Source organism: Sinomicrobium kalidii, assembly GCF_021183825.1.
Lineage (GTDB): Bacteria > Bacteroidota > Bacteroidia > Flavobacteriales > Flavobacteriaceae > Sinomicrobium > Sinomicrobium kalidii.
Map to the genome: position 1 here is coordinate 2,143,691 of NZ_CP089211.1, position 17,776 is coordinate 2,161,466.

Annotated in this window: 17 protein-coding genes; 16 read left to right on the top strand and 1 reads right to left on the bottom strand. The window is 39.5% G+C overall.

Translation table 11 applies throughout. The annotated features are described in order from the left end of the window. The first annotated feature begins 94 nt into the window (after positions 1 to 94). The 16 genes from LS482_RS08540 to LS482_RS08615 all read left to right on the top strand — a co-directional run bounded on the left by LS482_RS08540 (position 95) and on the right by LS482_RS08615 (position 16,728). Positions 95 to 352, top strand: coding sequence for a hypothetical protein (locus LS482_RS08540; RefSeq protein ID WP_233031358.1), 258 nt, complete (start codon positions 95 to 97; stop codon positions 350 to 352). Continuing rightward, positions 352 to 759 carry a hypothetical protein gene (locus LS482_RS08545; protein WP_233031359.1) on the top strand — a complete coding sequence of 136 codons (408 nt, stop codon included), beginning with the start codon at positions 352 to 354 and terminating at the stop codon, positions 757 to 759. Before LS482_RS08540 ends, LS482_RS08545 begins: the two co-directional genes overlap by 1 nt. Positions 760 to 900: 141 nt before the next feature. Beyond that, positions 901 to 1,293 (top strand): polymorphic toxin type 17 domain-containing protein, encoded by a 393-nt coding sequence (locus tag LS482_RS08550; protein WP_233031360.1) that lies wholly within the window; start codon positions 901 to 903, stop codon positions 1,291 to 1,293. A 54-nt stretch (positions 1,294 to 1,347) separates the two neighbouring features. After that, complete coding sequence (locus tag LS482_RS08555; RefSeq protein ID WP_233031361.1) at positions 1,348 to 1,725, top strand: hypothetical protein; 378 nt, start codon at positions 1,348 to 1,350, stop codon at positions 1,723 to 1,725. Positions 1,726 to 1,976: 251 nt separating this feature from the next. Beyond that, positions 1,977 to 2,624, top strand: coding sequence for a colicin E3/pyocin S6 family cytotoxin (locus tag LS482_RS08560; RefSeq protein ID WP_233031362.1), 648 nt, complete (start codon positions 1,977 to 1,979; stop codon positions 2,622 to 2,624). Positions 2,625 to 2,629: 5 nt separating this feature from the next. Beyond that, positions 2,630 to 2,935, top strand: a complete 306-nt coding sequence (locus tag LS482_RS08565; protein WP_233031363.1) for a DUF7683 domain-containing protein — start codon at positions 2,630 to 2,632, stop codon at positions 2,933 to 2,935. 333 nt (positions 2,936 to 3,268) lie between these two features. Next, a complete protein-coding gene (locus LS482_RS08570; RefSeq protein WP_233031364.1) occupies positions 3,269 to 3,700 on the top strand; it encodes a hypothetical protein in 432 nt (143 codons plus the stop codon). Between the two features lie 1,100 nt (positions 3,701 to 4,800). Next, complete coding sequence (locus LS482_RS08575) at positions 4,801 to 5,772, top strand: hypothetical protein (RefSeq protein WP_233031365.1); 972 nt, start codon at positions 4,801 to 4,803, stop codon at positions 5,770 to 5,772. Beyond that, positions 5,769 to 6,656 carry a hypothetical protein gene (locus LS482_RS08580; RefSeq protein WP_233031366.1) on the top strand — a complete coding sequence of 296 codons (888 nt, stop codon included), beginning with the start codon at positions 5,769 to 5,771 and terminating at the stop codon, positions 6,654 to 6,656. Before LS482_RS08575 ends, LS482_RS08580 begins: the two co-directional genes overlap by 4 nt. A 2-nt stretch (positions 6,657 to 6,658) precedes the next feature. Further along, the gene (locus tag LS482_RS08585; RefSeq protein ID WP_233031367.1) at positions 6,659 to 7,600 is read left to right on the top strand and encodes a tail fiber protein; all 942 of its coding nucleotides are present in this window, start codon (positions 6,659 to 6,661) and stop codon (positions 7,598 to 7,600) included. Between the two features lie 110 nt (positions 7,601 to 7,710). Then, on the top strand, positions 7,711 to 11,031 hold the full coding sequence (locus LS482_RS08590) for a hypothetical protein (protein ID WP_233031368.1): 3,321 nt from the start codon (positions 7,711 to 7,713) through the stop codon (positions 11,029 to 11,031). Positions 11,032 to 11,037: 6 nt separating this feature from the next. After that, positions 11,038 to 11,403, top strand: coding sequence for a hypothetical protein (locus LS482_RS08595; protein WP_233031369.1), 366 nt, complete (start codon positions 11,038 to 11,040; stop codon positions 11,401 to 11,403). Further along, complete coding sequence (locus tag LS482_RS08600; RefSeq protein ID WP_233031370.1) at positions 11,361 to 14,588, top strand: DUF6443 domain-containing protein; 3,228 nt, start codon at positions 11,361 to 11,363, stop codon at positions 14,586 to 14,588. Before LS482_RS08595 ends, LS482_RS08600 begins: the two co-directional genes overlap by 43 nt. Positions 14,589 to 14,592: 4 nt before the next feature. Continuing rightward, positions 14,593 to 15,054, top strand: a complete 462-nt coding sequence (locus LS482_RS08605; RefSeq protein WP_233031371.1) for a hypothetical protein — start codon at positions 14,593 to 14,595, stop codon at positions 15,052 to 15,054. A gap of 308 nt (positions 15,055 to 15,362) precedes the next feature. Beyond that, complete coding sequence (locus LS482_RS08610) at positions 15,363 to 16,469, top strand: glycohydrolase toxin TNT-related protein (protein ID WP_233031372.1); 1,107 nt, start codon at positions 15,363 to 15,365, stop codon at positions 16,467 to 16,469. Positions 16,470 to 16,476: 7 nt separating this feature from the next. After that, on the top strand, positions 16,477 to 16,728 hold the full coding sequence (locus LS482_RS08615) for a hypothetical protein (RefSeq protein WP_233031373.1): 252 nt from the start codon (positions 16,477 to 16,479) through the stop codon (positions 16,726 to 16,728). Between the two features lie 803 nt (positions 16,729 to 17,531). On the opposite strand, the gene LS482_RS08620 is transcribed toward LS482_RS08615, so the two are convergent. Beyond that, positions 17,532 to 17,753 carry a hypothetical protein gene (locus tag LS482_RS08620; protein ID WP_233031374.1) on the bottom strand — a complete coding sequence of 74 codons (222 nt, stop codon included), beginning with the start codon at positions 17,751 to 17,753 and terminating at the stop codon, positions 17,532 to 17,534. Between the last annotated feature and the right edge of the window lie 23 nt (positions 17,754 to 17,776).

Below are 17,776 nucleotides of genomic sequence, written 5' to 3' on the forward strand. Positions count from 1 at the left end.
AGCAATAAATGAGTAAGACTTGTGAGAGATCAGGATACACCTCAGAGAGGCGTTTTTCGTTTCTTTGTTTTCATTGAAAGTTTGGGCTGCGAAGTTGCAAACTCCGCAGAGCGGAGTATACACCAAAACGATACAATCGCTAGCCAGTCTAAGTGAAGGGACAAGTTTAGTTCAATTAGTAAAAACAATTGAAGCAGAAGCCAAAACTGCTGGAGCTACAAAAATTGTTATTGAGGGGATTGAGATTGTTAACAAAAAAATATTGACAGTCAACCCCAAGGCCGCAGCTAAATTGGGTTATACATTGGAAAGAACATCAAAGACATCAATTAAATTAGTAAAACAGTTATAATGAAAATTGTTAAAGCATCCATAATTAAAAGTAAAATAAAAAGAAGTGGTGTAGAGTTTGTAGATACTTATCTATTTGATAGTAAGGACCTAGTGAACAATTTAGGTCATAATATTTTTTTGCATCCAGATGAAGAAGTAATAATGCAATATCAAAAAGAACAAATCAGATGGGGTTTAACAAACATGAGATTAATACTACCTAATAAGTTGAATCAAATAGTATTAGAAGAAATTACTGGAGTCGATTTTGAAAAGATCAAGAATGAAGAATCTACCAAATTTAACAACCAGACCATAGACCTTCACCTTCGTAATGGTAATAGGTTTACGTTAAATGTAGAAAAGGGAACGTGGCACCTAATCTTTGAAATATTCAAATATATTATCAATTACAAAACAGCATAAAAAGATAAGGGCCAAAGTATTATGCGAAGTTCCCTAAATTTCCGGTAGTTTTATTTTAATAGTAACAAACCTTTTATAACTGAATTATCCGGTTGGCGCCATCTTGTTGCTGAAGTAGCTGAAAACTTACAAGGATATCGGGTGGAGCAAGGACCTGGCGGAAATTATCATGTGGATGACCAAGGAAAGGTGATCATAGGGCCTTATTTAGGAGGGCTTGGTGCAGTAGGATTGATCGGAGGTCCAGGAAAACCAATAAATTTATCTATTCCTAAAATAGCTACTTCGTCCAGGTCTTTAGTTAAAGTTGCACAGTTACCACTTAAAGGGAAAATTCGTTTTATCCCTAGAGCGGTGGATGTCAAATCAGGAAAGATTTTTAGAAAGAATGGAGGATTTTTGGATAAGTTTGGGAATATATGGAAAAAGGGTCCTTCAAGAACAAAAGGACAAGCATTTGAATGGGATGTGCAACTTTCTGCCAAAGGGAAGGCACAACTTGGACATTTATCTAAAGATGGTAAACAATGGTAAACATTTAAATGTATCTCTAGATGGTAAAATCACTCATCAAGTATTAAAATTATTATGAAGAAAGAGATTTATTGGAGGTTTCTATTAAATACAGACAAGAAGAATAAAGCAGAGAAATTTTCTAAGAATATTTTGGAAACTATGCCTAATGCTAAAATTGTTATTTTGGAGCCTTATTGGAAAGACAAGTCATTATTTAATCTGGAGGTCAGACATGATTTAGTAAATATAATACCTGATAAAGTTGTTTTTGAAGTTTTAGAGACAATATCTTTAATATCAAATTCGTGGTCCATTGATTTACCCATAAATTTCAATATAGAAGAATTTGATTTTTCAGGTGTCGCTATTGATAATTTGAAATGGGATTATGTTTCTTGGACAAGTTTTTTCCTTCAAGATAAGGACATGCCAACTACGGATGTTCTTTGATGTAATATTTTCCAGTGTGTTAATTTGTAGATTGAAAACAAATTCCAAAAATTGAACAAAATGTCAAAAAAGATCACATATCAATAAAAATGATAAACCTGCTCAACGAAGTGTATCCTCGAGGGAGCTCTGCGAATGTCTCTGACTTCGCAGCTTACTACATTGAATGACAGATAAAATATGAAAAGCCCCTCTCTGAGGGATTCCATACTCCTGATCCTTATGAGCAGTTTATGTCGCCTTATGTGGCTATGGGAAATAATCCGGTAGTTGCTTATGACCCGGACGGAGGTAAATGTTTTGATCCGGAGGGTAACGAGATTGTCTGTCCCAAGGAAGATATTTATGATGATTACAGGGATAGTGACACTCAGAATATTACTGTGTTGGATGAAGTAGTTGTTGAAACCCAAACAAAAAACAAAGTAGAAAATGAATTTTTTAGAGGAGGTAAGCGGAAATTAGTGGATGTTGATGAAGATTTTTTTATGGCGTCTACTTTATCTATTGCAGCGACTACAGCATTGATAGATGGCCCGGAACCAGGGCCAGGTGATGTGGTAGCGGTAGGAGAGTTAATTTCCGGAGCAGGATTATTAAGCTTAATTTTAGGTGCTGAGGATTTTATCAATAATAATCATGCTATAATAACTCAATCACTTAGTTATATCCCTCCACCTAGGACACTTCCAGGTTTTCCAGGAGCAACAAGAGTTAAACGAAAAAACGAAAGGGCACGATGGCATTTGCCCAATGGTGATATTGGTGAGTGGGATTCCCAACATGGAGAAGTCGAAGTTTATGACAAAACGGGAAAAGTACATAAAGGAGGGTATGATCCTGAAACTGGAAAGAAAAAAAGTGACCCTAAACCAGGCAGGAAAACAGATAAAAAATAATAACTATGATGAAAGATTTTAAAATACAAAGATTTATTACTTACTATGAAAAATTTGGAGATGGCTTTATTGGTGAAAAAATCCTATTAGAGGAAGAATTTTCATTAAATGAATTGAAAGCTATCTTTGGGAATTATGAAAAGGACCCTCTACTTTACGAACAATATAAAATAGATAAAAATATTTCCAGTCTAATAAATGATAAGATAGATTTTGTTTTCGATTTTGATAAATATGATTATTTCCTGGAGACCTTTAGTGTATTTTCCGATTCTGAAAAGGAAAAAGGAGTTAGGCATAAAGATCACTAATATTTTAGTCCTGTTATAACTATAATTATCCGGCTGGAGCCCCTGCTTTGGCAAGTGCTCGGCACAGGTCTCCGAGGGGCAGCTAAAACAATGTTTCAAAGTGTTAAACCTCATTTTTGTTAGTTTTATCCGTAGTAAAGGAATTTCAGAGCACGTCATCCTCACCGGGAACCCGGTTGTTGATGTACACAAGCCTCTTTCATTGACCAGGTCTTTGCAGCAATACATGAAGTAAGACTTGTGAGAAATAGGGATACACCTTGCGCTACATGTAGTCTCACGATTCCGACATCCGGAGAATCAACAAAAGGCTATAATGTTGAATTTTCTACTATGCAAGATAATTTTGGATCAGTAGCTAAGTTCATATCACAAGGGGTAATTCAAGAATATACTCACAGTGTGACTTCAGAAATTACAATGGTCACAGGGCAATATTATGATAGTAATGGGAAAGAAGTATCAGGTATTGAAGAGGCAAATAGTTATAAAGTAACCACAAATACCGAATCCACCACGGTTAAAGTCAATATGTACGGAACTCTCCCTGAAAGTGCCACAAGAACAACATCAAAGACTTCAACAACCTATAAGGTAAAGGGAGATTCAAAGATTGATGATCATGGGGAAAAGCAATTGACGGACCCTGTTAAAACTACTAGTGAACCTACTATTGAGACAATTAATTTTGAAAATGTGGGCTCCTCGCTTCAAAAATATGCGATAGAACAACAAAGGAAAACTTTGCTAAATCAGCTAAAATGATAATAGATAAAGCTCAAGAGGCAGGTGAGAGCGTGGAAAGACATCAGTGGAATTCATTGAAAATCACAATAATAAATTAATTCCATGAATATGAATTTAAGAAAAATATTAAACATTCTTTTGGTAATAATTATGATCTATTGCCTGTTTTCAATAGTTAGGTCTATCGGATTGCTTTTTTTAACATATATTGTTGGTTTGGGAATATCAATATTTATGATAACGACGAGGCTTTTTAAGATGAAGTGGTTTTACAATGTTCTTAATATTTCGCTTGGTTTGATCCTTTTTTGGTTAATTGATGCAAGATATATTAGACCTCTATTTGCTTTTTTTGAAGATATAAGAATAAATATATGGATAATTCTTTTCACTTTCTTGATAATTGGTACGGCAATTTTCTTCTTTTACAAGAAGTACTGGCGTATATAACCTTCACCTAACCTAAGTTGATAAATTTTAAGAAAACATCATGTGTCATAAAATAATAGTTTTTTTAGTCCTTTCTACCCGCCAACTCATCAACTCCAAGACTAAACAACTCCAAAACCAAACAACCTATCCGTGCAAACCCGGCCCCCACCTCCCCTACCACACCAAAGTAAATTGCGGATTTCCGTAAGGGATTGTGGTAAATGTGTATTTCCTTTGTTTCTTTTAAGGGCGGATTAACAGGGAATAAGGGCAATTTATATGATGTAGGTTTACTTCTTATATATTGTTTTTTTACAGGTCTTTGCCTGTTTAATGATACCATAGAAAATATAAAAACAGTACCTGAAATTTATAAATGCAGGGTACAAAATGTTGTGATTTGTCTCGATTTTCCATAATATTACAACATAAATCAATTTGTATTAATAAAAAGGTAACACGGGATTGACTTTTTTGAAAAAGAGAAAAAGTATCTTGTGTGCTATAAATAAAACCGGAAAGCTAATGAAGTAAAAATTACTTCTTCCCCCTAAACCTGTACTTAACGGTCAGGACTTATTTTTCACTTCCCCCTAAAAACAGAAGGCCTTTCCCGGTTCAGGGATTGGTATGGATTTTTTGTAGCCTATTAAGTTGTAAAATGCAAAACATAAAATTTTATACTCATGAAAAGAATATTACTACTTCTTTTAGTAACACCTCTTGTTTTTTATGCCCAAACGAACACCTTTCCCGCCTCCGGGAATGTGGGGATCGGCACTACATCTCCTTCTAAAAAGCTGGAGGTTAACGGAACTTTCAAGGCTACTTATAACAGTTCCGGTGAACGCAGTATTTTTATGGAAGCCCCTGCTAACGGAAACCATAGAGGTAGTGGTATTCAAAATGCTACAGGCCTGGTGTACAGAATGAATAACCCTGCATCGGGAGATCCTATTTTCCAGGTAAGGAGTCAGGGCCAGGCAGTACGATTTTTTGTGGAACATGATGGATGGACGGGCAGCAAGGATAACTCCGCCTGGTTTGGAGGGAGTAAGGACAACTATTTTAGTAGTAATATAGGTATAGGTACCACATCTCCTAATGAAAAATTACATGTAGATGGAAGAATATTTATCGGACAGCATTCGTCAGGGGCCGGGTCCTGGTATGAAGCTTCCGGTGAAGTCAATTGGTTTGCAGGATTGAACAGTAAAGATGAATGGCGAATATACAAAGAAGGGAACAGGTTTCTCATTAACTCCAGCGGAAATGTGGGCATAGGAACAGCCACTCCCGGTAGCTGGAAGCTCGCCGTAAACGGTAAAATACGCGCCAAAGAGATCAAGGTAGAAACCGGCTGGAGTGATTTTGTGTTTGAGCAAAATTATGACTTACCCACTTTAGAAGAAGTAGAACAGCACATTAGAGAAAAAGGGCATTTAAAAGATATTCCCAGTGCAAAAGAAGTGGAAGAAAACGGGATATTCCTGGGAGAAATGGATGCGAAGTTGTTACAGAAAATAGAGGAATTGACCCTGTATGTGCTTGAATTAAAAAAGGAAAACCGACAACAACACGAAAGGATAAATAGCCTGATAAAGGAAAACAGGAAACAACAAAAAGAAATTGACCAGTTTAAAAAGCAATCAAAATGAAAACATCAGCACACTTTATGTCCGGAACAATGATGAGCAAAGCATTATTGACCACCCTCTTGTTCCTCACCTTTTTAAATGGAAATGCCCAGACCGAAGTCACCAAAAATGTTATCGTAGATGCTGCCGGGTGGAAAAGGGTTGCCACGCTGGATGCCCCGGCCGGAAGGGGATACAACGAAATCGTGTTATATACGAAGGGAGGGGCCACGGCTCCGAGAGTTGTTAAGATCTCCTGGTTCAAAGGATGGGGAACAAATTATGGAGGCCTCAATATCGTTTCACTCAGTAACGGAGGCCTTTGGTCTAAAGCCCGGATCACCTACGACGGTACCCAATCCTATCTCGAAGTTAATTTTACCAAAGATATTCCGGTGTTATCTGTATACCAGAACCAGTCTGTATGGAGCGGTGGGGAAATTATAGGAGGAACACTGCCCGACGGAGGAGGCGATGTTGTGGTTTCGGCCAAGGTGGGCCGGGTAAATTACGGAGAAGACAGCTTCTTTTTAGGGTATAACGGTAATGCAGGTATAGGCACTACATCACCGGATGCTAAATTGGCGGTAAACGGTGTAGTCCATAGTAAGGAAGTTAAAGTAGACTTAAATGGCTGGAGTGATTTTGTTTTTAAAGAAGATTACAACCTGCCTACGCTGGAAGAAGTAGAGCAACATATTCAAGAAAAAGGCTATTTAAAGGATATTCCCAGTGCCAAAGAGGTCAAAGAAAATGGGATATTTTTGGGAGATATGGATGCTAAACTGTTACAGAAGATAGAAGAGCTAACACTCTATACGATCCAGCAACAAAAAATGATAAAAACTCAAGGACAAATGATCCGGGAGTTAAAAAATGAAATTCAACAACTAAAAAATAATTAGTGATGAAAAAAAAGTACTTGCTCTTAATCTTGTTATCAGGTTATTTCGGTTTTTCCCAAAATCAATTTCCTACAGCAAAGGGGACAAACGTTAAACTGGATGGGGGGTATATAGAAATGATAAGGCCTCAAAAAACAGGTGGTTGGGCACGTGGGTTCATATACAGACATGATAATAATGTTGAGAATACATATGCAGGTATAGGAATATTGGGAAGTGGAGAAATTCCTAAGTATTTGTATATGGGGCATGGACGTTATGCCTATAGTAATGGTAAGGGGCTATACATACTTCCTGATGGGAATACCGGATTGGGCATTACATCTCCGGAAAGTAAACTGGATATTTATGCCCGGGGGGATGGTGTTTCCTTGCTAAAACTTAATACGGATCGCCCCTGGGAATTTATGCAGGTTGGCACAGAAGCTGCGACTAGCTTGGCGTTGAGAGCTACTGCGGGGTTAAAGTATTTCAGGATACAATCTCCCGGCGGAGTGGATAATGCCAGTTTCAGGGTCAGTGATACACCTACAGACAACCGGATATTTCTACTAACAAAAGGAGGTCGCCTGGGGATTGGAACTGTTTCCCCGGACGCTGAACTTACAGTAAAAGGAAAAATTCATACCCGGGAAGTCAAAGTAGACCTGAACGGTGCCGTAGCTCCGGATTATGTGTTTAAGGAAGGTTATGATCTGCGTTCCCTCGAAGAAGTACAAGCCCATATTAAAGAGAAAGGACATTTGCCGGGAATTCCTTCTGCTAAGGAGATGGAAGAAGAAGGTATTAACCTTAAAGAAATGAACCTGAAGTTGTTGGAGAAGGTGGAGGAGTTGACGCTATATATCATGGAGCAGGATAAGGAAATCAAGAAATTAAAAGAGGGAAATACGAGAATGAGAGAAATAGAGCAAAAACTGGACAAATTTCTCAAGAAAATATGAATCTTTAAATAAGACAACAAATTATGGAGCGATCAAACTTTTCAAATATGAGATTTACGAGTACCTTTTTTTTACGGATCACGCCTTTACTGGCAATTCTACTTACATGTATGGCATCATTTCAGTCTGTTCATGCTCAATCAGAATTCTCGCTTCCCAAAATCACGCCTCTTACACCTAATGCGGCCGAATTCAACCGGTATGGTGATTATAAGGTTAGTGCTCTTACCGGGAGACCTGAAATTAATATTCCTGTCTATACGATAGAAACACCCCGGCTTTCACTTCCTATAAGTTTAAATTATCATGCCTCAGGAATCAAAGTAAGTCAAGTCGCTACCTGGGCTGGTCTTGGATTTTCGCTAAACGCGGGCGGGGTAATATCCCGAACCGTAAGAGGGCTTCCGGATGAAGTGGCTGATGGTTGGGTTAAGCACAATGCATCTACTCTTGATATCATGAATCTGACAGATGCAGAAGAAGTCCGAAAATATGCGGATCTTTCCAAAGATTCTTCTCCGGATTTTTTCAGCTATAACATCCCTTCAAAGGCAGGGAAATTTGTTTATAGAAAATCATTGACAGCTTTTGAAGCTGTTCCATTCGAGCCTATAGAGATTAAATGGACTAACTCCTCGCAAGATAATAATGCTTTTGAAATTACCGATGAAAATGGTATACGGTATGTTTTTGAACAAAGACAACTGTTTTTCAATGATAATGCTACGGAGGTTCCAGCAGGATTAAGAAATTATATACAATCCTGGTATCTGACTAAAATGATCTCTGCGGATGGTTCGGATGTTATTTCTTTTGAATATGAAATCGGCGCGGTTATCACACCTATTTCCGAAGGACGTTCAACGCTACCGGAATGGCTTGTACAGAGAAAATATTATAGTATTTATAGCGGTCTTAATGGCAATTATCTCTCTAATTCAACCAGTGAACAAACCGACTTCATTAATACAGCTGAACCCAGGCTAAAGCAAATCACTTTCCGTAACGGGAAAGTGGTTTTTCATGCTAATACGGGGAGAAAAGATTATCCGGGGCCTATGCTTGACAGCATTACGGTCCATACCAAAAATAGTTCCGGGAGGTATGATCGCATTCGCAAATTTGCCTTTGATTATACCTATTTCACAACAGACAATCCAGTTTTACAGTACGATTACAGGTTAAAATTAACTTCTTTGACTGAAGTTGATCTCAGTGGGGAAAACAATCATAAAACCCATAAGTTTTTCTACAATCAATCGGTGAAGCTACCGTCTACACAGTCAACTGCCCAGGATTATTGGGGATATTACAATGGGAGAGATCAGGGGTTCCTTCCGAATGTACCTCCAGCCCTTCCTGAGTTACAACAAGTGTTTGGCAGTAAAAACATTGGGGCTGCTGACCGAAGAGTTAGTGAAGAACATATTCAGGCCGGGATGCTTCAAAAAATTGTTTACCCTCCGGGAGGATATTCATCATTCAAATTTGAATCGAATAAATATATGACAGAGGCTACCACCAGTCCGATTAATTATTCTATTGTCCCTTCTACAAGGGTTACGGCAGCAGGGATGACAAATCCTGTAACAAAAACGATAAATTTCACTTGGCCGAACAATGCTATTACACGGGGAACGGTTAACATTCATTTTTCTCCTCATGGAGATCCAGGACCTTTTGATGTGAATACGATGCAAAAGGTAGAGATCAGGGATTTAACCGATAACAAATCGATGGGGGCATGGTCTCATAATCAGGATTTCTCCTCTCCAAAGGATATTCAAGAGGTGATTGATTTTATAAAAGGACACGAATATTCTATCAAGATTACTGTTCGTGATGAGGTTTCACAACTCTCACCTACTTACGTAACAGCTTCAATTTATACCATAAAAGATGTTACCGTAGAACCTAAAGTAGTTAGCGGAGGGGGACTTCGTATTGCTGAAATTAGTCACTATACAAAAAATAATGTATTGGCCAATACTGAAAAATATTCTTATGGCACTGGAGATAACGGGATAGGGGAAATCCTGAGATCAGATAAAGATTTCAACGAAAATTATTATAAGAAAAAAACACGGGTGAAAAAACCTGCCAATGAATGCGATACTGCATTACCCTGTGCTTGTCATTTGGATATTCGAAACGAAGTTATTTATATAGGAGAAGGATCTTATTCCCAAGTTACTTTAGAAGGCGCGCATATTATCTATAATTCCGTAACCAAAAAAAAATATGGATCGGGAGGAGAGATTAATGGGAAAACAGTGTATAGTGCAGATGTCAATATGGTTATTGACAGTATCTATAATCCGAATGTTCCCGGACAAAGGGAGTATTTAAACAATACCCTGGATGGATACAAGATACCGTCTGAGAAACATTATGCTTATGATAATGAAACCGGAAATTATCGTTTGGTGAAAGAAAAGATTTATGATTATTCACTATTTGAAACCCCTGGAGAATATTCAGTTAATGTACATCGGAAAATGTATAATTCAGGAAACTGTTATGCCGTTAGGTGGGATGACTTTCAACGCCGGAATTATGACCTGCGATTCGGATGTTACAAACTGACCCGTATTACGGAAAGAGACCATCAAAGAGAAGGAGGTCCTATTGAAAAAATTACACAATATTCCTATGATAATAAGAATCACTTGTTCCCCACAAGAACAGAGACCACCCGTAGTGATGAGACGAAGGTAATAACAGTGACAACCTATCCCCCAGATTATGCTTCCGGTTCCACTTTTATTGAGGACATGAAATCCGGGCACCTTATTAACTATCCTATTGAGCGCATTGCTTATCAGGATAAAGGAGGTGCTAAAACCATTCTTTCGGGAAGTCTTACCAAATACCACGAAGGGGGGAAAGGATTAAAATCTTCCGAATCACTTCTGGAACCTTCTACACCGGTGACACTGAGTTCTTTTAAGTTCTCTAATCGGGCCAAAGGGATAATTCCTACGAATAACAACACACCAACAGCTTTCAGCCCTGATAGCCGATATAAGCAGCGGCTGGTGTATAATCGCTATGACAACCAGGCTAATCTCCTCCAATATACACTTTCTAACGGACCCAGTACATCTTTCATCTGGGGGTATAATGGGCAATATCCCGTTGCCAGGATCGAAAATGCCACCTATACGCAAATCGAAGGGCTTACAGGTTTTGGAACCGGTTTTAATCTGGGGGCTAAAGGATTGAGTCCTACTCAGGAAAATTCCCTGCGAAGCCTTTCTAATACCCAGGTCACGACCTATACACATAAGCCTTTGATAGGGGTAAGTACGATCACCGATCCGAGAGGCGAAAAGACTACCTACACCTATGACACTTTTAATCGTCTGGAATTTATCAAAGACGAGACCAATAAATTATTGGAAGCATATAAATACCACTATAAAAATTAAAGGAAGATGAAAGCACAAATACTGTTATATACGCTATGCAGCCTGTTTTTTTGCGGACAGTTGCTCGCCCAGGACCCGCCTGCTACGATAGTCAAACAAAACTATACGCTGAATTCCGGGCAGAGCCAAAGCTACACAGCTACGCAGAGCATTACCTTAAAACCCACCACCTGGATCAAGGCCGGGAGTACCTTTTCAGCCAAGGTGGTTTCCGACGCCTATATTCCCATTGCCATTAGTAGCACAGAGAATTATATTCTGACCCGCAGTTACCAGAAAGGGATGACCGGTAGCGGAGGAATAACCGAAAACAAGGATGTGTCGACCGGGTGGTGTATTACGATGGCCTGGGCCGTCCCAAACAGGAAATAGCCATTAAAGCGTCTGACGGAAAACAAGATTTGATCACCCATATCGAATATGATGAGTTTGGCAGGCAGGACAAAGAGTACCTGCCCTATCGGGCCGGGCAGAACAAGGGGCAGTTTAATGGCAGTGCATTGTCTCAGACCAACAGTTTTTATAACACAACTAAATACGAAAACACGACGAACCCTTACAGCGAAAAGGTCTTTGAACCTTCGCCCCTGAACCGCGTGGAAGAGGTCGGTGCCCCGGGAACCCCGTGGAAGGCCAGTCCCAACAGCGATAATGACCATACGATTAAATACCGATATACGACCAATGGGGATAGTGGAGTACGTTTATATCAAGTAAGCTTAACTTCAGATTACACCCCGAGTTTAGAAGCATCCGGACTTTATGAGGCCAACCAACTCTATGCGACAGTGACCAAAGACGAGAACTGGCAACCGGGAGATGGTCACCTGCATACGACTTGGGAATTTAAGGACAAACAGGACCGGGTGATACTCAAACGTACCTATGCTACTGTAAACGGTGCCGTAAAGAACCACGACACCTATTATGTCTATGATGATTACGGGAATTTAACCTATGTGCTCCCGCCCAAGGTCAACACTTCGGACGGGGTGTCTACCGCAGAATTGAATGAATTGTGCTACCAGTACCGGTATGACGCAAGAAACCGGCTAATCGAAAAGAAACTTCCCGGGAAGGGTAAAGAATATATTGTCTACAATAAGCTGGACCAGCCTGTAATGACGCAGGACACGAAATTAAAGAATCAAAATAAATGGTTGTTTACCAAGTATGATGCTTTTGGGCGGGTGGCCTATACCGGGGTAAAGCACCATGCAGGAGATAGAGAAGCATTCCAAAACTCAGCCAACAACACTACCAGTTTTAAGCAATACGAAACTAAGACTACAACAGCCAATACTTATGCAGGAACTTCGGTATATTATACCAAAGATGCCATTCCCAAGACTATGGATGAGATCCATACGATCAATTATTACGATAACTATACTTTTAACAAGGCCGGGTTAACGGTCCCCACGACGGTACTGGGACAAACAGTGGATACAAGAACCAAAACCTTAGCCACAGGGAGTAAGACCAGGGTGTTGGGCACCAACCACTGGATCACAACGATCAATGCCTATGACAAAAAGGGGAGGTTGATCTATACGGCCACGAAAAACCCTTACCTGAACACTACGGATATTGTAGAAAGTAAGCTGGACTTTGCAGGCAAGGTATTGGAAACGAAAACCACCCATACCAAAGGGAACAACCCTGCCATAGTAACGGTAGATAAGTTTGAATACGACCATATGGGCAGGCTGCTGACGCAAACCCAGAAGGTGAACAACCAGGCAGAAGAACTGATTGCTGAAAACACCTATGATGACTTGGGGCAACTGGAGCAGAAAAAGGTAGGGAATACCCGGAGCAAGCCTCTACAAACAATAGACTATGCTTATAATGTACGGGGCTGGCTAAAGGCGATCAACGACGCAGATAACCTGGGGAACAGTCTGTTCGGTTTCCAGGTGAATTACAACACCAGCCGCAGTGGAGCGGTACCTGCACTGTATAATGGCAATATAGCAGAGACCTATTGGAAAACGGCCAATGACAATACGTTAAGGCGATATGCTTATACCTATGACGCTTTGAACCGTATTACCTCGGGATTGTATAACGGAGGCGGACATACCAACCGCTATACGTTAAAGGACATCGCCTATGACAAAAACGGGAATATTACCCAACTGACCCGTAATGGCGCCATAAATACCAATGCTTCTTCATTTGGAGAAATGGACAGGTTGAGCTATGCGTATTACAATGGGGGGAATTTTTTAGTCAAGGTAAGTGATGCCGCCAATAAGACCTATGGTTTTAAGGATGGCAGTAATACAGATAATGATTATGGCCGGGATGCCAATGGTAATACGACAAGGGACAGGAACAAGGGGATTACATCTATTGCCTATAATCATCTAAATCTACCGACCCGGATAAGTTTCGGAACCAATAAAATTGACTATATTTACGATGCCTCGGGGATCAAGTTAGAGAAGGCGGTCACCCGGGGAAGTTCTGTGACAACTACCGAGTATGCCGGGAATTACATCTATGAGAACAGCCAGTTAAAGCAGGTAAGCCACCCGGAAGGGTATTTTGAGCCGAAAGCCGGCGGAAGCTATCAGTATGTGTATTATCTTAAAGATCATCAAAACAACGTAAGGATTACGTTTGCGGATGACAATGGTGATGGTGTCGTAGGGACTTCAGAGACCAGAAGGGAACAAAACTATTACCCTTTCGGGCTGGAACATCGGGGGTATAATGGAGAGACATACGGGGTGAAGAGCAATCTTAAAACGTTCCAGGATCAGGAATTTACCGAGGATTTAGGATTAAATGTCCACGAATGGAAATACAGAATAAGCGACCCAGCTATTGGACGTTTTTGGCAAATAGACCCCTTGGCAGAAGATTACGTGCATAATGGTGTATACAACTTCTCTGAAAACAGAGTTATTGATGGAATCGAATTAGAAGGGCTAGAATGGAAGAGTGTTAAAGACGATAACGGAAACACAAACCTAACACTTACCGTACAGCTTTATAATGATGCTGGATTGAAAGATAAGCAACTAACAAAAGTAAAAGAAAGTATTAGGGAACAATTTGCAGAATCATATAGTAATAGTGATGAAAATATAACTGCATCGTTGGTTATAGAAGATGCTAAAGAAGCTAAAGGCGACTTTTTAGTAACGTTAACAGAACAAACTTCCAGTCCTGTTTATGATGATGAAGGCAATAAAACCGGTATAACTTACAAAGGAGGAAAGACAGGAGAATTGGGGAAAACCCAAAAAAATAATTTTGAAGTAACTGCTAAAAGAGATGGTAGTAAAAGAAGCAATTCAGATATATCAAGAAGTTTTTCTCATGAAGCTGGACATACAGCTGGATTGCGACACCCTTGGAGTTCTAAACAAAAAGTGGATGACATAAAACAAGGAGCTGAAGGGGTAAAAGCGAGTACCGTTAGGAAAAATTTAATGAACTCTGGAGCAAACAAGATAAAAGCCAATAGGTCAACATCAGGAACTCAACTTACAAAAGGTCAATTAAAGAGCGCCGATGAGTTAGTGAGAAATCAGCAAAATTAGTGCTATGAAGAAATATTTTTTAATTGCCGTAGTTACAGTAATAACAGTAAGTTGTCGTTCTCAAGACGGAATAGTAAAAAGCCTTAGTTGTGAAGGCAATGTGGATGTTCAATATGAAAAAGCAGATGCCCAAGCAAGAAAAGAAGGTTTGGTTGCGGATAAAAATCTTGAATCATTTATTGTCCATTTTCTCTATGATTTTGATGGTCAGGTAAAGGGTTACGTTAACAATAAACTTCTATTTAATGAGTATATTAAAACCAATGAAGCAACAGATAAGACAGGTAAGTATTTTGGTTATAGTTATGCAAAAGACCAAGAAACCCCAATTTTAAAAGTTGTAACAGACAAGGGAAATTGCTTTGATATTAGAATAAATAGGGATTATAAGTTAGTATATGTATATTTTTCAGAAACGGAGAGATGGACTGTTCGTTTTTCCAATATACACTATGCAGAACATTAAAACTAAAACCGCCTCAATGGACTGAACCCCAAAAGTTGGACGGTTAAACAAAATTTTTGTCTTAGCAAATAATCTGGGCTGGTGTGGCGAGGGCATTAATCATTTTTTGTTATCGTCAACCATAACAAACGTTCTTTGAATAAAAACCAAGGTCATTTTTAGGATAGCTTCGGCAAAAGTGTGCCTCATTGTAATTTTTTTGTATTAGTGCATACACTGGGAATTACATCTATGAGAACAACCAACTCAAACAGGTAAGCCACCCGGAAGGGTATTTTGAACCGAAAGCTGGCGGTGGTTATCAGTATGTGTATCGCTTAACGGATATATGGGGTAATACACGGGTAACCTATGCAGACGACAATGGTGATGGCGTAGTAGGCACATCGGAGATCAGAAGAGAGCAGAACTATTACCCTGGCGGGTTAGAACATCGCGGCTATAATGGTGCCATGTCCGGGGTAAAGAATAACCTGAAGACCTATCAGGGGCAGGAGTTCACCGAAGATTTAGGCTTAAATACCCACGAGTGGAGATATAGGATAAGTGATCCTGCAACACTTCGCTTTTGGCAGATAGACCCGTTGGCCGAAGATTATTATTACAACGCTACCTATGCCTTTGCAGAGAATAAACTCGGTATGGGTACAGAGTTGGAAGGGGCTGAAATACACACCTGGCTCCAACAAAAAGCGGTAGAAGATGCTGTTCGAAATCCTAGTGGTGTAGGGGCACATACCATAGGCGTATCCCAAGGGCTTGCCAATACAGTAACAGATGTGGTTGATGCCGTGTCTAATCCTGTCCAAACATTAAAAGGTGCGGGAAATGCTGCATTATGGCTTGCTGTAGGCTCTCAATTTTCTGAACAAGTTGATGGTGCGCTTGGCACAAATTCTTCAGGTGCAGGAGATGCTATTTTAAATTCGGTAGTCCAGGGTGGAAATAATCTAATCAATGGAAACGGTATTGAAAGAGGTACGACTATTGGAGAGATCGGAGGAGCCGCCTTAGGAACTAAAGGTCTAAATGCAACATTTAAAGGAGCCGCAACGATATTAAAAGGAACAAAAGCAGCTACAACAACTACAGCTTTAGCCAATTATTATCCTGCAAATAATGGAGCTTTAGGAAGGGTAACAACTACAACATTAGAAGTTGGTCAGCAAATAGATAGATTTGGTAATTTAGGAGGTAAATATTTTTCTCCGACTGGTACTCCATTGTTAAAAAGAGCGTTACCTGCTGGAGCAAATACAAGTATTTATAATTCCTTTGAAGTTACTAAACCTTTTTCAGTACAACAATCGACAGTAGCTCCTGCTTTTGGAAAAGTAGGTACAGGAACACAATATTTTTCTCCTTTTTTAAATGCAGAAGAATTGTTAAAAGGTGGCTTTATTAAATCCAATTAGTGTGGTTATGACTAAATGTGAATTAAAATCAGAGTTAAATAAAATCAGAGTCTCAGAAAGAAGTTATTCTTTAAATGAAGGTGTTAAGACTGATGCCTATATTATAGAAAAACACAATGATATATGGAAATTTTATTACTTTGATGAAAAAGGGCAAGAATCAGATTATAATTTATTTAAAAGCGAAGAAGATGCTTACAGTTTTTTACTTGAAAAGTTCAAAGAACAATTAAAGTTATTAGGTAAAAAAAGCTTTTAAAAAAATGAATCAAAAGCAGATTTTAGGTTATATTTTTTATGCAATTGCATTTTACTTTGTTTTTCAATCGTTGGTAGAATAGGTGAATTTTTGGGTGATTTTATAAGTATAGCTAACATATTTTCTTCTGAGATAGACGGTTTACAAAGAGGGCAAATTATTGGTAGTGTTGTTTTTTGGATATTACTTATTGTAGTGATTTATTACCTTTTTAAATATGGCAATAAATATATAAAAAGCAAATAGAAAAGCCACTCTCTTGAAGTGCTCCAAAATAGTGCCTAACTTTTTGAGGGCACTTCATCCTCGCTCTATGAAGTGTTGCAGGCGAATGTCTCCGACTTCGCAGCTCATTTACGTTAATGAAAATAAATAGGTAAAGCCCCTACTTCGGCAAGTGCTATTAGTTTAGCATTCTATATTTACAGGAAGTTTAATCATATTGAATTTCTGAAAAACCAGAAGGAAAGCGTCACTGCGAGAATTAACATTTAGGCAATCGGATAAATTGAGGAGACGCTTCTTTGCGATGTATATAAGGAACTCATGGGGTAGCCCTTCGACTTCGCGAGGGCCTCTAAAACCATCCCCACACCAAGGAGGAAATCCCGAAGGGATAACCCCCAAAAACATTCGTGTATCCGTGGCACCCCACAGACTTTTAAAGCCCGGAAAACCGCCATAAACACACCCCCGTATACACTGGGGGGAACCCGGTATGCAACTCACCTGCTCCCCTTAGCTGCTTACCGGCTTGCTTTTGATATCATACCCGGCTGCTTTGGCCGCTGACAGGCTTGTGTTTATATACTGTCCGAAACAGGAGAACGGCCGGAAGGGTCCCGTTGGCCGTATACGGCCTTTTTTCTGCCGCTTACCGGGTTGCTTTTGATATCATACCCGTACGGGTGTACCACATACCGGGGCAGGTGCCCGGCATACCCGGTCGGGTTTATCACGTACCGGATTATATTTACCGCATGCCGGGTTAGGTTGACCACTAACCGGATTACCGCTGATGACATACCGGGGTGGGTTAACCACATAC

What these genes read in the sequence shown, in the direction of transcription:
- LS482_RS08545 (WP_233031359.1), top strand. Translation starts at nt 352, where the DNA reads ATGAAAATTGTTAAAGCATCCATAATTAAAAGTAAAATAAAAAGAAGT.
- LS482_RS08555 (WP_233031361.1), top strand. Translation starts at nt 1,348, where the DNA reads ATGAAGAAAGAGATTTATTGGAGGTTTCTATTAAATACAGACAAGAAG.
- LS482_RS08560 (WP_233031362.1), top strand. Translation starts at nt 1,977, where the DNA reads ATGGGAAATAATCCGGTAGTTGCTTATGACCCGGACGGAGGTAAATGT.
- LS482_RS08565 (WP_233031363.1), top strand. Translation starts at nt 2,630, where the DNA reads ATGATGAAAGATTTTAAAATACAAAGATTTATTACTTACTATGAAAAA.
- LS482_RS08570 (WP_233031364.1), top strand. Translation starts at nt 3,269, where the DNA reads ATGCAAGATAATTTTGGATCAGTAGCTAAGTTCATATCACAAGGGGTA.
- LS482_RS08575 (WP_233031365.1), top strand. Translation starts at nt 4,801, where the DNA reads ATGAAAAGAATATTACTACTTCTTTTAGTAACACCTCTTGTTTTTTAT.
- LS482_RS08580 (WP_233031366.1), top strand. Translation starts at nt 5,769, where the DNA reads ATGAAAACATCAGCACACTTTATGTCCGGAACAATGATGAGCAAAGCA.
- LS482_RS08585 (WP_233031367.1), top strand. Translation starts at nt 6,659, where the DNA reads ATGAAAAAAAAGTACTTGCTCTTAATCTTGTTATCAGGTTATTTCGGT.
- LS482_RS08590 (WP_233031368.1), top strand. Translation starts at nt 7,711, where the DNA reads ATGGCATCATTTCAGTCTGTTCATGCTCAATCAGAATTCTCGCTTCCC.
- LS482_RS08595 (WP_233031369.1), top strand. Translation starts at nt 11,038, where the DNA reads ATGAAAGCACAAATACTGTTATATACGCTATGCAGCCTGTTTTTTTGC.
- LS482_RS08605 (WP_233031371.1), top strand. Translation starts at nt 14,593, where the DNA reads ATGAAGAAATATTTTTTAATTGCCGTAGTTACAGTAATAACAGTAAGT.
- LS482_RS08615 (WP_233031373.1), top strand. Translation starts at nt 16,477, where the DNA reads ATGACTAAATGTGAATTAAAATCAGAGTTAAATAAAATCAGAGTCTCA.
- LS482_RS08620 (WP_233031374.1), bottom strand. Translation starts at nt 17,753, where the DNA reads ATGTCATCAGCGGTAATCCGGTTAGTGGTCAACCTAACCCGGCATGCG.